This window comes from Xanthomonas sp. WHRI 1810A, assembly GCF_040202885.1.
GTDB lineage: Bacteria > Pseudomonadota > Gammaproteobacteria > Pseudomonadales > Pseudomonadaceae > Aquipseudomonas.
Genome location: NZ_JBEGED010000012.1, coordinates 162591 through 177946 on the forward strand (window position 1 = coordinate 162591; position 15356 = coordinate 177946).

At 54.0% G+C, this 15356-nt stretch carries 13 protein-coding genes; 11 read left to right on the forward strand and 2 right to left on the reverse strand.

Features of this window, described 5'->3' with window-relative positions; genetic code table 11:
- Positions 1–142 precede the first annotated feature (142 nt).
- Positions 143–3046, reverse strand: a complete 2904-nt coding sequence (locus tag ABQX22_RS18445) for a DEAD/DEAH box helicase (protein ID WP_349801308.1) — start codon at positions 3044–3046, stop codon at positions 143–145.
- Between the two features lie 596 nt (positions 3047–3642).
- Between ABQX22_RS18445 and ABQX22_RS18450 the strand changes: the two genes are divergently transcribed.
- The 7 genes from ABQX22_RS18450 to ABQX22_RS18480 all read left to right on the forward strand — a co-directional run bounded on the left by ABQX22_RS18450 (position 3643) and on the right by ABQX22_RS18480 (position 11924).
- On the forward strand, positions 3643–3849 hold the full coding sequence (locus ABQX22_RS18450; protein ID WP_130925956.1) for a hypothetical protein: 207 nt from the start codon (positions 3643–3645) through the stop codon (positions 3847–3849).
- A gap of 34 nt (positions 3850–3883) precedes the next feature.
- Positions 3884–4195: a hypothetical protein gene (locus tag ABQX22_RS18455; protein ID WP_349801309.1), complete on the forward strand. Its 312-nt coding sequence runs from the start codon at positions 3884–3886 to the stop codon at positions 4193–4195.
- A gap of 36 nt (positions 4196–4231) precedes the next feature.
- Positions 4232–4735 carry a hypothetical protein gene (locus tag ABQX22_RS18460; protein WP_349801310.1) on the forward strand — a complete coding sequence of 168 codons (504 nt, stop codon included), beginning with the start codon at positions 4232–4234 and terminating at the stop codon, positions 4733–4735.
- 183 nt (positions 4736–4918) lie between these two features.
- On the forward strand, positions 4919–7285 hold the full coding sequence (gene hsdR / locus ABQX22_RS18465; RefSeq protein ID WP_349801311.1) for an EcoAI/FtnUII family type I restriction enzme subunit R: 2367 nt from the start codon (positions 4919–4921) through the stop codon (positions 7283–7285).
- An 88-nt stretch (positions 7286–7373) separates the two neighbouring features.
- Positions 7374–8843 (forward strand): type I restriction-modification system subunit M, encoded by a 1470-nt coding sequence (locus ABQX22_RS18470; RefSeq protein ID WP_349801312.1) that lies wholly within the window; start codon positions 7374–7376, stop codon positions 8841–8843.
- On the forward strand, positions 8840–11128 hold the full coding sequence (locus ABQX22_RS18475) for a restriction endonuclease subunit S (RefSeq protein ID WP_349801313.1): 2289 nt from the start codon (positions 8840–8842) through the stop codon (positions 11126–11128). The genes ABQX22_RS18470 and ABQX22_RS18475 overlap by 4 nt, the downstream gene beginning before the upstream one ends.
- A gap of 583 nt (positions 11129–11711) precedes the next feature.
- On the forward strand, positions 11712–11924 hold the full coding sequence (locus ABQX22_RS18480; RefSeq protein WP_349801314.1) for a DUF6124 family protein: 213 nt from the start codon (positions 11712–11714) through the stop codon (positions 11922–11924).
- A 107-nt stretch (positions 11925–12031) separates the two neighbouring features.
- Here the strand turns inward: ABQX22_RS18480 and ABQX22_RS18485 are convergent, their stop codons facing one another.
- Positions 12032–12349 (reverse strand): hypothetical protein, encoded by a 318-nt coding sequence (locus tag ABQX22_RS18485; protein ID WP_349801315.1) that lies wholly within the window; start codon positions 12347–12349, stop codon positions 12032–12034.
- Positions 12350–12418: 69 nt separating this feature from the next.
- On the opposite strand from ABQX22_RS18485, the gene copM reads away from it, so the two are divergent.
- The 4 genes from copM to ABQX22_RS18505 all read left to right on the forward strand — a co-directional run bounded on the left by copM (position 12419) and on the right by ABQX22_RS18505 (position 15348).
- Positions 12419–12763 (forward strand): CopM family metallochaperone, encoded by a 345-nt coding sequence (copM, locus tag ABQX22_RS18490; protein WP_349801316.1) that lies wholly within the window; start codon positions 12419–12421, stop codon positions 12761–12763.
- A 285-nt stretch (positions 12764–13048) separates the two neighbouring features.
- Positions 13049–14230: a sugar transporter gene (locus tag ABQX22_RS18495; RefSeq protein ID WP_349801317.1), complete on the forward strand. Its 1182-nt coding sequence runs from the start codon at positions 13049–13051 to the stop codon at positions 14228–14230.
- 397 nt (positions 14231–14627) lie between these two features.
- Positions 14628–14909: a hypothetical protein gene (locus ABQX22_RS18500; RefSeq protein WP_349801318.1), complete on the forward strand. Its 282-nt coding sequence runs from the start codon at positions 14628–14630 to the stop codon at positions 14907–14909.
- Between the two features lie 166 nt (positions 14910–15075).
- Positions 15076–15348, forward strand: coding sequence for a hypothetical protein (locus tag ABQX22_RS18505; protein WP_349801319.1), 273 nt, complete (start codon positions 15076–15078; stop codon positions 15346–15348).
- The last annotated feature ends 8 nt before the right edge of the window (positions 15349–15356 follow it).

Sequence of the window (15356 nt, forward strand, 5' to 3'; positions counted from 1 at the left end):
TACCTGCATCGGCATGAAAGATGTCCAGACGCGGGACTCGGCAGACATTAGCCCAATTTCCGGTTAAGGCCGTCAGCTGAGTCACACTACCCCACCGGCACCCAGAGATTTAATTACTCCGCGCCCTCTACTTCGCGCAGTGTTATCTTTCGTATAATCTAAATGGAAGATCCTCAGCTACAGCTTGCCCTGGCGTACATAGCCATTGCCACAGCTGCTCTTCCGTTAAGCTTTTTTCACAAAGCCTCAGTAGCGCCTCCCCCAAATCGCCGCTCTCAACCACGCTTAATCGACCGCAAGGAATTACCGCTTGAGGCACACTTGGGTCTACTCCTGGGTGACATAATGTGATGCAGAAAGAATTTTTATGACCATGAATTTCGGAAGCTGCTAAAACTTCTACAGCTTTGTTATAGTCAACTAGCTTATCGCCTTCTTTAGATTTCAGTTCTACTACTACCGGAGAAGACCCACCTAACTTAACTAAATAGTCAGGCGCACCAGTTTTCGTTTTATCATCTAGCTTTTCAAAAACAACACCTAGTTCTGTTAACACATTTTCAAAAGCAAGTTCAAAGGCATCCCCTTTGGCTGAGTAAAATTGCTCAATCAGGTGCCGACTTTCACATCTGGCGGCTCGCTTCAAATGCCGGTCCGCAGCTCGCTGCCGCTGAACTACTTTCCATACTCTACAAGCGTCCCTTATCCAATTAGCTTTGGCCTGAGGATTGGGTTTCGCTTTTGAAAATGCTAGCACGCGCGCAGCATCATATTCAGCGCTACCTTGCATAAGTTGTTGAGGGGTAGTAATACCCTGCTTTTTTAGAGAAATAATTTCGTGTCTTCCGAGACGGTAGTCACCACCCGGCGGGCAGAGTCCAACCATCCAGAGCACGTCGTCAGGCAAGCCTTCCTGCACTCGGAAAGCAAGACGCTTAAGAACACGTGTAAGTTTAGAAATTGAGCGTAGATTCTCATTCGCTCCCCGAAGTGCCGCAGGCCGAAGCAAATGCGGCACTCGACTATCTCCAGCAGCCATCGCTACCGAGGCTAGTCCCTGTAAAATCCAAGACAGGTTTCTATTCATGTCGCTAATTACTCCTGCACTTAGCGACTCCAACTCTCTTTCTATAGACCTAATTTCAGCGCCATCCACCCATTTTTTACACAATGACGCCGCATTAGTGGGAGCCGGATCAGCTTGCCAGATTGGCTCCATTAAATTCTTGGATAAGTGATCAGCATCATAAATTATTTTATTTTCTAGCTGGTAAGGCAAAACCCTTGTCGGTTTAACGCCGCCACGAGAGCGAAACTCTGGACTAGAAAGACAAGCAGAGAATATAAGCATCTCAAGCCGAGATTTACTCTGGATATTCCCAAAATCGGAAAATAGAACTGCAAGAATATTTGCATCCCTAGCTAGGTAATTTACAAGAAACATTCCTGTCTCAGGTAAAAGCCCGCTAAAACCTACAGCCTTTCCTACCGGAGTCACGCTAAGAACTCCGCCCCCATTTTCGATAACGAAGCCCGCGGCTATTAGGCCGTCGAGAGCCTTCGTGATTTTGGCTGGCCAGGTGGCGAAAGATACGGTATTAGTATCCTCTTCTCTAAGGGCACTAAATGTTTTACATATTAAAGCTTCGAGTTCGCTCCTAGTAGTGCATAGACCAGAAGACAACAGCTGCAATGCGAGCTGGTTGAACCGCTCAGGAGTTACTCTAGCTTTGATAGCGGGCATATCAGCTATCGAAAGATAGCTGGTAGCTAATGCTAAAGGCACACCGGTGCCAAAATAAATGACCTTGCCTTCATCATGCTCGAACCCCATCCGGCCCACACGACCAGCCATATTATGGAAATCTGCACTATCAATCGGAACATATTGACGTTGCGCGCTATTCCACCTGCGCCAATCGGAAAAAATCGCCGCTCCCAATGGAAAATTGACACCCGCAGCGAGAGTAGTAGTAGCGAACACAACATCTAATTTATCTTCTAGCAAATACCTCTCTACAATACTACGTTCTTCGTCGGTCAAATCCGAGTTATGGCTTGCGACCCTAAACTCCAGAGTCTTCGCAAGTAGCATATTAGCAGAGGTTTCTGGCAGAGCTTCAAACTCTAAAGAAAGCTGTCCCTGCTTCCCTGAGTGAAACCTCCTTATAAAACCTTCTGCCAAATCATAGGTATCTTTCTTTTTCATGCAGAACACTATGATTGGCAACGGTGGTTTCTTTTGTTTTAGCAAATGGCAGAGAACAGATAATGTATCCGCCCCCACACCTACTGGTATAACTCCATTACTATCTAATATATCTGGCCTCGCAGTGCTCACAGAGTGCACGCGCCCACCCGCCCAGCACTCATAACGTAAATGTTTTTCGCGTGTATGCTCTTTTAGTAGATCCACACCAAGCCAGTTAGCGAGTTCTTCAGCATCTTTAGTTTGCAGGACCGCAGACAGACCGACGAATTGTTTCCAGCCTGCGTTTTTCATCAGCGTCAGCAGGACTTCGACGTTTTGTCCGCGACTCTCATCCCCCATTAGCTGAATTTCATCGCAGACCAATACGGTGTTCTGCATACTTTTGGGCATGCCGGATGCAGAGAGCAAAGCAAGATATTTTTCGTATGTCGCTACAAGAAGCGGCGCACTAAGGGGCGCGCTTGGATACTGGCCATTACCGTCTTCTACATAGTCGCCTGTGGCAATGACAATTGCAGACTTATCTCCGCCTAGATAATCCTCAAGCAATACATTCTGAAAATCTTCAAATTTTTGCTTTGCTAATGCTCGGTGTGTGACCAGATAAACTGTATTGTTTCCTGACGACAGTCCCTCCGCTATGGCCCAAAGTCCAATTAGAGTTTTACCGGTCGACGTGGGTGAGACCACAAGCATGCTCTTTCCGCAAGCAACCCCCTGCTCGAGTGCCTTATGCTGAACATCAGTTAGGGAGATATTGCCATCCTCCCTGAAGACCAGCCCGCTTAATACGGGCTGCGAAAGTCCATGCCCTTCAGGAAGAAAGTCCTTCATGCCTGCTCCTTTGACTCGTGTAAGGGACAAATTTTGCTTGAGCGGATGCCCTGTTATTCTCCGTCCCCAGTATTGGCATTCGTAGCATTAAAAAGCCATACTCGCCACAACCCTAACGCGTCATGGCGGCAGGTTTGGCAATAGGGGGGTGGCAATGTAATCCCAAGAGCTACGCAACCATTTGTTTTTATTGGTTTTTTAAATAAATTGATGCGGACTAAGCTCCCCCCGGCTCCACCACTTTTACAACTAAAGACGTCCAAGGACGTCTTTTTTTATGCCTGGAATCTATGAGATCGAAGTTTAAGGGCCACTGACTGTCGGCAGCGCTTGCTCACCAAACAATCTCCCGCCACATTGACATTTCGCTTGACAACTGGTTATCTCGATGAAGATGGTGAGGCTTAGTGCCGTTAAGAGCCGTCTAGCTGCCAAGGGCCGGTGAAGCAGGCCCTTGGCAGCTAGACGGCATCCTTACCCATGCATTTCTGCATTTCGTCAGTAACACCTTGCAGCCACAGCGCATCGTCTGTAAATGCGCCAACTGAACGTGCTAACCTCAATCGAGTCTATTCACCCTTACGGGTAATTTCGCCATGATCAGCGGCCACCAGCATTCAAAAGACCTCAGCTTTGCGGAAATGATGAGCCTTAAAAGCAGCTCACGTGATCGCCAGGTTGATGCTGTCTATGCAGCTGACCCTCAGATGCTCGAAATGGCTGCTGCCCGTGCCAAAGCCGCACTTCGTGGCAACTCTGCTTCAATTGCTCGCCCACAACGATTTTCTGCGCTAAGCAACTGATGCCTGAAGCGGTAAACGAAGAAGCCCGTTCGCCGTGCTTGAACGTTCAGAACTCTTCGTTTTCTTGCTCGATCTGATTCAGCGCGTCTACCGCCCCTCAGTTGAGTCAGCTGTTACCGATTACGGCCTTGTGATCGTAGGCGGGCAATCGCTCACGCTTTGGGCCCGGCAATACCTCATTGACGAGATGACAGGCGAGGATGTCGGGTTCGTCACCAGCGATGACTTGGACTTTATCGGCAAGCCTAACTCTATTGATTATTGCGCCCAGATGATGGGCTTCCCTCTTCGCAAAGCGAAGATGGAAGACAACACGATCAATATTGCCGCTGCGTACATTGACTAGGTTGACGGTAAAGAGGTCATCGTCGATATCCTGGAAATGGACAGCGTTGGGGGCGCGCCCAAAAAAGAGATTTTCAAGTATTTATCCGTCCTGGATATTGAGGGTGTGCAGGTCGCCGTTATCGACCCGATCACCTGTCTGAATTCTCGTTTATTCAATTTATTCGCTTACTGGCAGGGTCGGCCGCACCGGGAATCTGTACGGGTTAAGATTGCGCTTCGCGCCTCGAACCACTACCTACGTGACCTGCTCGTCCATGACGGATACAGAGTCATATCAGAACATATCCGTCGGATTAAGGCCTTGGCCACGACACCGCTGGGCAAGCGTGTGTATGTCGAATATGGGATCGACGTGCTGGACGCCATCCCCTACGATCCGGCGCTGTTTCCAGCGGCCTACATGGACCGGGAACGACCGAACATGCTCCGGCAAATTAGTGATGTACGCCGACGGAAGTTAATTCAGTACCAACGATTCGGCTGCGGCCCTATTCATCCTAGCCATCTTCAGCCCGCTGCAGAGGACGATCCAAGATAAAAGAATCGGGACGACGCAAAACACTCGCGCTGTCGTGGCCCCGACTCATCTTGCCTACAGCTTCAACCACCAAAATCTGATCTTCCCCGTGCCACTATCAAACAAGGTACATTTACGCCCATCGAGCACGATCAGCAGTGCCGGATTGGAGCTACCAAGCCGGTTTGAAAGGGAATTGGGGTTATGGACAAAAAGTCGCTTTCCGAGCGGGACATCTGCAGCAAGTACATTGCCCCAGCCGTCCAGCAAGCTGGATGGGACATGCACAAGCAGGTGCGCGAGGAAGTTAGCTTTACCAAAGGCCGCATTATCGTCCGGGGTAAACTTCACAGCCGTGGCGAAGCCCGCCGTGCAGATTTCATCCTCTACCACCAAGCCAACCTGCCTATCGCTGTAATCGAAGCGAAGGACAACAAGCACTCCGTTGGCTCCGGCATGCAGCAAGCTCTGGGCTATGCAGAGGCGCTGGACGTACCGTTCGTGTTCTCCAGCAATGGCGATGGCTTCTTGTTTCATGACCGCAGTAGCACAGGCGGCCAGGTAGAAACCGAACTTACCCTTGATCAATTCCCCAGCCCTGCCGAACTTTGGCACCGCTACTGCCAGTGGAAGGGGCTAGATACGACAGCCCAACACAAGATCGAAGCGCCCTACTACGACGACGGCTCCGGGCGCATGCCGCGCTATTACCAGATGAACGCCATCAACCGCACCGTCGAGGCTGTGGCGCGCGGCCAGGACCGAATCCTGCTGGTGATGGCCACGGGTACCGGAAAAACATACACCGCCTTCCAAATCATCTGGCGGCTATGGAAATCGAAACAGAAGAAACGCATCCTGTTTCTGGCCGACCGCAACATCCTGGTCGACCAGACCAAGAACAACGACTTCAAGCCCTTCGGCCAGGCGATGACCAAAATCGCCAAACGCCAGATCGATACCTCCTACGAAATCTACCTGTCGCTCTATCAGGCCGTCACCGGCACTGATGAAGAGATGAACATCTACAAGCAGTTCTCCCGCGACTTCTTCGACCTGATCGTGATCGACGAATGTCACCGTGGTAGCGCCTCCGAGGATTCCGCCTGGCGTGAAATCCTCGATTATTTCTCCAGCGCCACCCATGTCGGCCTTACCGCCACGCCAAAGGAAACCAAAGAAGTATCCAGCATCACTTACTTCGGTGAGCCGATTTACAGCTACACCTTGAAGCAAGGCATCGAAGACGGCTTTCTCGCCCCCTACAAAGTGGTACGCATCGACTTCGACAAAGACCTGCAAGGCTGGCGTCCGCCCAAAGGCATGCTCGATAAGAACGGCGAGCGGATCGAAGACCGCATCTACAACCTTAAGGATATGGACCGCACTCTGGTTATCGAGGCGCGTACCCAGCTTGTAGCGCAGAAGATAACCGAACTCCTCAAGGCCACCGATCCGTTTCAGAAAACCATCGTCTTCTGTGACGACATTAACCACGCCGAGCGCATGCGCCAGGCACTGGTCAACCTAAACCCCGAGCGAGTGGCCGAGAATCGCAAATACGTCATGCGTATAACTGGCGATGATCAGGAAGGCAAGGCCGAGCTGGATAACTTCATCAACCCTGAAGAGCGCTACCCGGTGATTGCCACCACCAGCAAGCTTATGACCACCGGCGTCGATGCTCAGACCTGCAAGCTGATCGTGCTCGACCAGCACATTAAATCGATGACCGAGTTCAAGCAAATCATCGGTCGTGGCACTCGCATCAACGAGGAATACGGCAAGTACTGGTTCACCATCATGGACTTCAAAAAGGCCACCGAGCTGTTTGCCGACCCGGCCTTCGACGGTGATCCGGTGGTGATCTACGCCCCCGATGCCAATGACTCGCCCGTACCTCCGGATGATCCACTTGCAGATGAAGACGGCATCAGCGCTGGCGACAATACGGATGGCGATGGACTGGAATTCACCGGCGAGGATGATGGCAAAAAACGAATTAAGTACGTGATTGATACCGTCCCGATTTACGTCGTTGCCGAGCGCGTGCAGTACTACGGCCCGGATGGCCGACTGATAACCGAATCGCTCCACGACTACACCCGCACTTGTGTAAAAAAGCAGTTCACTTCGCTGGATGACTTCCTCCGGCGCTGGAGTGATGCCGAGCAAAAGAAAGTCATCATCGAGGAGATGGCCCTCCAGGGCGTGATGTGGGAAGCCTTGGCAGAAGAAGTGGAAAAGAAACAGGGCAAACCGCTCGATCCGTTCGATCTGATCTGCCACGTTGCCTTCGATCAGCCTGCCATGTCACGCCGCGAGCGAGCCGATCAGGTGAAGAAGCGCAACTATTTCGCCAAGTATTCCGGCGCCGCCCGCCAGGTGTTGGAAGCGTTGCTGGATAAATATGCAGATACCGGCATCGAGCATATCGAGGACATCAAAATCCTTCAGCTCGACCCTTTCAGCCAGTTCGGTGCGCCTATGGAGTTGGTGAAGGCCTTCGGCGGCAAGGCTGCCTACAACCAGGCTATCCACGAACTGGAAGACGAGCTTTACGCAAGTTAACGGCCAACTACCGACAACCTGCCAAAGCACCCGTCCACGCTATCCTGTAGAATTTCGCCCCCCTTGCGGTACGCGTTGAGAGAACTTCATGTCCATTAGCTCCACCATCAAGTCCATTCAGGACATCATGCGCAAAGACGTCGGCGTAGACGGCGATGCCCAGCGCATCGGCCAGTTGGTTTGGCTACTGTTCTTGAAAATCTTCGATGACCGCGAGCTGGAATGGGAGCTGATGGACGACAACTACCGCTCGCCCATTCCCGACAGTTGCCGCTGGCGTACCTGGGCTGCCGATCCGGAGGGCATGACCGGCGACGCCCTCAAAGACTTCATCGATAACAACCTATTCCCTCAGTTGCAGAACCTGCACGAGTACAGCAACACGCCATCGGCCTTCGTGGTGCGCAGCGTGTTTGAAGACGCCTACAACTACATGAAGTCCGGGCAACTACTGCGCCAGGTGATAAACAAGGTTCAGGAAGGCGTGGACTTCAACAAGGCCCAAGAACGCCACGAGTTCGGCAACCTCTATGAACAGCTGCTGCGCGACCTACAGAACGCGGGTAACGCCGGCGAATTCTACACCCCGCGCCCGGTCACAGAATTTATGGTGCGCATGGTCGACCCCAAGCTGGACGAAAAGGTCATGGACCCAGCCTGCGGCACAGGCGGCTTTCTCACCTGCGCCATCGAGCACAAGCGCAGCCGCTATGTAAAAACCGCTGAAGACGAACGTACCCTGCAAGCCAGCATCTTCGGCGTGGAGAAAAAACCGCTGCCGCACTTGTTGGCCACTACCAATATGATCTTGCACGGCATCGAGGTGCCCAACCAGATCCGCCACGACAACACCCTGAGCAAACCGCTGACCAGTTGGGGGCCAAGCGAGCGCGTGCATTGCATCGTCGCCAACCCGCCGTTTGGTGGCATGGAAGAAGATGGCATCGAAACCAACTTCCCCGCTGCCTTCCGCACCCGCGAAACCGCTGATTTGTTTCTGGTGCTGATCATGCAGCTGCTCAAAGACGGTGGCCGCGCCGCCGTGGTGCTGCCCGATGGCTTTCTGTTTGGCGAAGGCATCAAAAGCCGCATCAAGGAAAAACTGCTCACAGAGTGCAACCTGCACACCATCGTTCGCCTGCCCAACGGTGTGTTCAACCCCTACACTGGCATCAAGACCAACCTGCTGTTCTTCACCAAAGGCACACCGACCAAACAAGTGTGGTTCTACGAACACCAGTACCCGACAGGGGTAAAGAACTACTCCAAGACCCGCCCCATGCGCATAGAAGAGTTCGCCGTCGAAGAAGCCTGGTGGGGCAACGAAGCCGATAGCTTTGCCGCACGGGCGGAGAGCGAATTTGCCTGGAAGGTCAGCGTCGAAGACCTGAAAGCGCGCAACTGGAACCTGGACTGCAAAAACCCGCATATTGGCGAGCAGATCAGCCATGATCCGAACGAGCTGCTGCGCAACTACGCCAGCCTGCAAGGCGAAATCAATGATCTGCGCGACCAGCTTAAGGCGGTGTTAGCTGAAGCCCTGGAGCGCGAAGTATGACTGCGCTGTTGACCGATAACCTACCGCTACTAGCCGGTGCGCCAAATGGAATCAAAAAGCTGCGTGAGCTGATTCTGGAGCTGGCAGTGCGCGGCAAAATGGTGCCGCAAGACCCAAGTGATGAGCCGGCTAGTGAGTTTCTCAAGCGGATTGCGGAGGAAAAGGCGCGGCTAACCGCTGAAGGAAAAATTAAGAAACAGAAGTTGTTGGCGGAAATTGATGAGGAGGAGAAACCATTCGAGTTACCGGAAGGGTGGGAGTGGCAGCGGTTCGGTGAAGTTTTCTCTCTTGAGTACGGTGACAACTTACCAGCTGACAAGCGCTCAAATACTGGCGAATATCCAGTTTACGGATCAAATGGCGTTGTAGGTACACACAACAAGTGCTTCGTGGCATCACCGTGCATCGTCGTTGGCCGGAAAGGATCGGCAGGCGCACTGAATCTTTGTATTGCGAATGGATGCTGCGTTACAGATGTAGCCTATTACTGCATCCCACCATCGGATTGCTCACTGGATTACGTATTTAAGCTCTTACATACCCTCGGCTTGGACACCTTGGGCAAAGGTATAAAGCCGGGCCTTAACCGAAACGAAGCGTATGAGCTTGTAGTAGCTATCCCACCGCTCCCAGAACAAAACCGCATCGTTGCCAAAGTCGATGAGCTGATGGCCCTGTGCGACCGCCTGGAAGCCCAGCAGACCAACGCCGAAAGCGCCCACGCCCAACTGGTGCAAGCGCTGCTCGACAGCCTGACCCAAACAAGCGACGCCACCGACTTCGCCGCCAACTGGCAGCGCCTGGCCGAACACTTTCACACCCTATTCACCACCGAACCCAGCATCGACGCCCTCAAACAAACTCTGCTGCAACTGGCCGTGATGGGTAAATTGGTTTCGCAAGATCCCCGCGATGAACCGGCGAGTGAGTTTGTAAAACGCATCCAAGCCGAAAAACAACACTATCTGGCAAAATCAAAGGCTCGTAAACAAAAGGATCTGGCTGCTGATTTGCGATCGGAGCCGCCTTTTGAAGTCCCTACCTGCTGGGAGTGGCAAACCATTAATGATGTTTTGCATGTATCCGGCGGTATCACACTTGGACGAAAACTTAGCGGCCGCAAGCTGCTATCCAAGCCTTACCTCCGCGTGGCAAATGTCCAGCGTGGACGCTTGGAAATGGAGCAGATTAAGGAAGTCGAAGTCCCAGAAGACGAAGTCGAAAAGTACCTACTTCGGAACGGTGACCTGTTGATTACAGAAGGTGGTGATTGGGACAAAGTCGGACGTACGGCAATTTGGCGTGATGAGTTGCCCGAGTGCCTTAACCAAAACCATGTTTTCCGGGCGCGTGCCGTGGTTAAGGATTGGGAGCCACGCTGGGCAGAGATGTATCTGAACTCGGCCTCAGCAAGAAAGTATTTCGCGGGCTCATCAAAGCAGACCACCAACCTTGCTTCCATCAACATGACCCAACTTCGAGCATGCGCGTTCCCATTACCACCGCTCGGAGAACAACTGCGCATCGTCACCAAAGTCGACCAACTAATGGCCCTCTGCGACCAACTCAAAACCCGTCTCACCCAGGTCCGCCAGTTGAACGAACAGTTGGCTAGCACCCTGGTCGAACGCTCCCTCGCTGAAGATGCCCAGCAGGGTTCCATCGCCACGGATCGGCAAGTAGCCCGCACCCTGCTCGCCGCAGAAATCACTCATCAGCTACATAGCATTCGCACCTTCGGCCAACGCAAGCTGCAGAAGGTGATTTATTTGGCCGAACACACGGCCAGGCTCGCCGCGATCCAAGGTAACTACCTGCGCGACGCCGCTGGCCCCCACGATCGCCAGTTGATGACTAAGGTCGAAGGTGAGATGCAAATCCATCAGTGGTATGAGCGCATCGAGCGCGAGACTGTTGGCCATGCTTACCGCCCGCTTTCCCATGCAGGACAGCATCGGCTGGCGTATAGCAGCGCCTGGTCGGCCGCTGAACGTACCACCATTGAGCAGGTCATCGAGTTAATGCGGGACTGGGATACGGATCGTTGCGAAATGACAGTGACGCTCTATGCCGCATGGAACGACTTTATTCTCGAGGGCCGCCCGGTTTCCGATGAAGCCATCGTGAACGAAGTCATGCATAGCTGGAACGACACCAAACTGCGCTTTGGCAAAACCGAATGGTTGGCGGTACTCGCAGAGATGAAGAAGCACAAATTCCTGATGCCCACCGGCTTTGGCAAACGCACCACAGGCGGCATGCTCAGCTTGCCCGGTTTCGAGTAAACAGATGATCCTTTTTGGCCGTCCTCTGCAAGATACGGATACGACGCATATCGCTCAATCCAACTTCTCGCGGTATTCCAGTTGGTATTCCAAAGAAAATTACGAACTCACATTTATCAATTAAATCAAATAGCTAAAAGCCCAGTTCAGATTACCCCGGCCCACCAAAACCCTACGAAAAGCCCGCGTTGATCGTGGGCTTTTTGTTGTCTGAAATTTGATGACTTCAAGCGCAATTATTTTCTCTGGGCTTCGCACAGCCTGCTGGAGCGAGGCTTGCCCGCGAAGCTCCCTCTGAAATACTTCGCCGCTTGCAGGTCAATCACGCCGCCGCTACCCTTGCGCCCGCCGCTGCCAAATCAGCGGCCTGGGCGTAGGAACCCGGAACTATCTAGGTGCGCATGTGCCAACCTGTATCGACTGTCAGCGTTCATTCGCTTCGCAGTCAGTCATGGTGGCTGTGCGCGGGCATGCTTCGGCGTGGCCGGGTTCCTAGAGTTCCGGTATTCCTACCCCGCGCACAGCTGCCACCCAAAGCTCGTAGGAAGGCCGATGGCAGCTCCATGACTCTAGGAGTGAGACCATGAAAAACGATTCTTCAACCCAAACCCTTGAAACCTTGCTCGATGAAGTCGACGACTTGCTTCGCTGCGCCTCAGCCACCGCATATGAAAGTGCCGATGCGTTGAGTGGCAGCCAACGCGACCATGCGTTTTCAGTCTTTCATTTGATCAAGGTTGCGCGCGGGAAGGTTGAACAAATCTCTCAGCATCAAGTGAGTGGTCCCACACGCTGACGAGTCAAACAGGGAGATCACTGTCTGCCCTACTAAAGCGAAACGCCTCAAGCAAGACGCATAAAAAAACCCCGCTCATCAGCGGGGTCTCATCCAACACAAAACGATCAGGCACTGCTCCCCGGCGACGGCTCTTCAGCCTCGTCTACCGGTGGGTTTTGCGGGATATCAATGTCGTCGCTCCGATTGCCATCCTTGTCGCCGTCCTCGCCGATATCATCGTAAACATCTTCTTCGCTACCGGGCTCGGCTGGGCCTTGGTAGGCATTTCCTGGTCCGTTGTCGTCAATCATCATTGCTCTCCGGTCCGGCGCAGGTTTTCCGCGCATGACGATGAGAGGCCGTTGGGTCATCGGTAGTGCCCGCAATTGGATGAGCGGCAGTAACGGATCGAATGGGCCGTTAAGCCGTTGATCTTTGCCCATTGACCTTCCCACAATGGCAAGCATTAGCGTCGCCTGGCGTACTCCTACTAAAAAACAGACGAGTCCCCTATGAAGAAGATCCTGGCTATCACGACCCTCGCCTTCGCCCTCAGCTCTTCGATTGTGCTGGCGGCGGATGACGCCACTGTTCAGCAGATGCACAAGGACTACATGCAGTTGATGGGCGGGATGAAGGATGACATGCACCACGGGGTCATGAGCAATGACCCGGATGTGGCGTTTGCCCAGGGCATGTTGCCGCATCATCAGGGCGCGGTGGACATGGCCAGGGTTCAGCTCAAGTACGGCAAGGACCCGGAAATGCGCGCCTTGGCCGAGACCATCATCAAGGCGCAGGACGCCGAGATGGCGCAGATGAAAGCCTGGCTGGCCGCGCATCCGGACAAGAAGTAAGCGGAGTAAAAGCCGTGACGGGGCGGTCCGGCCAGATTGCCCCTTCAACCGCTGATTTACCGTTCGTCGCCATTCGTCCTCTGTAGCCCGCAGGCTAGAGCGGTGTGTTGTGACAACGTTAACAGCGGCGTAGACTCCGCCCCATCACGCTGCACCTCCTCATACTCATAATAATTTGCTCACTTCATCTACTGCCCAGGCCCTGGCCTTCGGCGGCATTTTTGTGTGCGGGTCTTTTGGAGGGGTGTCAGTGGCCGTCGATATTACTTAAGTTCGGACTTGTAAATGAACAGCACTCAGGACGTCCGCACCGGAAGTTGGATTAGCGTCATCGCTCTGGCCCTCGCGGCTTTTATTTTCAACACCACAGAATTCGTGCCCGTTGGCCTGCTGAGCGCCATCGGTAATAGCTTTGACATGTCGATCGGTCAGGTCGGCCTGATGTTGACGGTGTATGCCTGGGTCGTCTCGCTAACCTCGCTGCCGATGATGCTGATGACGCGAAACATCGAGCGGCGCAGATTGCTGACGATTGTGTTCGCGATCTTTATCGCCAGCCACGTCATGTCCAGCCTGTCGTCAAGCTTCGTGATGCTGCTGATCAGCCGTATCGGTATCGCGTTTGCGCATGCGGTGTTCTGGTCGGTGACGGCCTCGCTGGCCGTGCGCGTGGCGCCGGAAGGCAAGCACGTGCAGGCGCTGGGTTTGCTGTCCACCGGGACTGCGTTGGCCATGGTGCTGGGCATTCCGCTGGGTCGAATTTTGGGCGAGGCACTGGGCTGGCGCATGACGTTCCTGGGCATCGCCGCCGCTGCGGCCATCACTGTGCTGTGCCTGATCAAATCGTTGCCGCTGTTGCCGAGCCAGAACTCCGGCTCGCTGCGCAGCTTGCCGATCCTGTTCAAACGCCCTGCCCTGATGACACTGTATCTGCTGACCGCGTTGGTGGTTACGGCTCAGTTCACGGCCTACAGCTACATCGAACCGTTCGCACAGAACGTCGCGCACATGAGCGGCGAGATGACGACGCTGTTGCTGCTCCTGTTCGGCGGCGCCGGCATCCTCGGTTCGTTCATCTTCAGCCGTTACAACGACCGCTTCCCAAGAGGCATGCTGATCACCTCGATTGGCGCCCTGGCGCTGAGCCTGTTGTTGCTGTGGCCTCTCTCTGGCCACGCCTCTTGGCTGGGTACGCTGAGCATCGCGTGGGGCATTGCGATCATGTGCTTCGGCCTGGTCATGCAGTCCAAGGTGCTGGCCATGGCGCCTGATGCCACCGACGTGGCGATGGCCTTGCACTCGGGCATCTACAACATCGGCATCGGCGGCGGCGCACTGCTCGGCAGCATGGTCATCAGTCAATTGGGCGTTGCCAACATCGGGCTGGTGGGTGGACTGCTGGCGTGCGCAGGGTTACTCCTGTGCTGGCTGGCCACTTACCGGTTCCGCGAATCGCTGCCGGCTTAAGTGCCACGCGCTTCACACGAAGGCGCCGACAGCCCACGCTGCGGCGCCTTTTTCATGTCCGCCATTGCGCAACGATGCGCGGCGCCGGCGACCATCATTCCTGTTGATATTCACCATTCGTGTGTTTGCCTTCCGCCTGAAACTCAGGGGCGTACCATCGCCTCACACCCAAACACGAACTGAGGGCCAGAAAATGTTGATTCATCTGTTTACTTGCCTGGCACTGTCGGCGTTTACCACTTACGTCGTCGCCCTCAGGTTTTTCGAACCGGCCAAGGCCTCAGGACCCGCTGACGAAAATGAAAACTGTGTAATGGCACGGGCCCATTGAGGGCCTAGTAGCTGACACTTATCAGCACCTTTCACGACAACATCCTTGCACTGCGGAGCACTAGACATGACCCGAGAAGTTACCTTGCACGTGAGATTCCCTGCGTTCGGCAAAAACTACTACTCACAGCATGTCATCGCCCGCAAGCAAGGAGCGTTGATCAGCGATAATCGCTTTGATGACTTCCTGATGCCCGCGGCCATTCATCACTTCAGCAACGAGGTGATTGGCCTGACGGATCAGTTTCGATTCTTGAACGATGTTCTGGTGTCACATCTGCTGGAGGCGCAAAGCAGCCGGCCCGCGCAGAAGAAGCGGCGCACGGCGCAACGCATTGGCGTTTCATAACGCCGGTGCTGACAGAAAAAGGGCCTCTCGGGCCCTTTTTTATTTTCCGGAAAAGCTATCGCAGGCTGACGGCGCAAAATAGACATGGCGCCCTGTCGCGATTCGCTGTCTGATGACAGGGTCGCGCCCCGTCGGCGCCGCCCTTCAAGCCATCCGGAAAACAACAATGAAACACGCCCTGCTCGCTGGTCTCCTGCTGACCGCCGCCATCCTGCCGCTGCCTGCTTTCGCCAATGACGACGACAGCCAGTGCCAGATGAACCTGAGCAAGATCCGAGACGCCAAAGTCGCCAAACCGAACCTGAGCGATGCCGTTAAAAGTGACGTCGACACCACCGTTCACCGTGCCGAATCTGCCCGCGGCCGCCACAACGACGACGGCGCGCGGGAATGCGTGTCGCTGACCCAGCAGGCGCTGCAGAAGATTCAGAGCAACTGATTGACCTA

Excerpts from the sequence above, each read along its gene's own strand:
- ABQX22_RS18480 (WP_349801314.1), top strand. The coding sequence starts at position 11,712 with ATGAAAAACGATTCTTCAACCCAAACCCTTGAAACCTTGCTCGATGAA.
- ABQX22_RS18505 (WP_349801319.1), top strand. The coding sequence starts at position 15,076 with ATGAAACACGCCCTGCTCGCTGGTCTCCTGCTGACCGCCGCCATCCTG.
- ABQX22_RS18475 (WP_349801313.1), top strand. The coding sequence starts at position 8,840 with ATGACTGCGCTGTTGACCGATAACCTACCGCTACTAGCCGGTGCGCCA.
- ABQX22_RS18470 (WP_349801312.1), top strand. The coding sequence starts at position 7,374 with ATGTCCATTAGCTCCACCATCAAGTCCATTCAGGACATCATGCGCAAA.
- ABQX22_RS18495 (WP_349801317.1), top strand. The coding sequence starts at position 13,049 with ATGAACAGCACTCAGGACGTCCGCACCGGAAGTTGGATTAGCGTCATC.
- hsdR (WP_349801311.1), top strand. The coding sequence starts at position 4,919 with ATGGACAAAAAGTCGCTTTCCGAGCGGGACATCTGCAGCAAGTACATT.
- ABQX22_RS18500 (WP_349801318.1), top strand. The coding sequence starts at position 14,628 with ATGACCCGAGAAGTTACCTTGCACGTGAGATTCCCTGCGTTCGGCAAA.
- ABQX22_RS18460 (WP_349801310.1), top strand. The coding sequence starts at position 4,232 with ATGGACAGCGTTGGGGGCGCGCCCAAAAAAGAGATTTTCAAGTATTTA.
- ABQX22_RS18485 (WP_349801315.1), bottom strand. The coding sequence starts at position 12,349 with ATGGGCAAAGATCAACGGCTTAACGGCCCATTCGATCCGTTACTGCCG.
- ABQX22_RS18445 (WP_349801308.1), bottom strand. The coding sequence starts at position 3,046 with ATGAAGGACTTTCTTCCTGAAGGGCATGGACTTTCGCAGCCCGTATTA.
- ABQX22_RS18450 (WP_130925956.1), top strand. The coding sequence starts at position 3,643 with ATGATCAGCGGCCACCAGCATTCAAAAGACCTCAGCTTTGCGGAAATG.
- copM (WP_349801316.1), top strand. The coding sequence starts at position 12,419 with ATGAAGAAGATCCTGGCTATCACGACCCTCGCCTTCGCCCTCAGCTCT.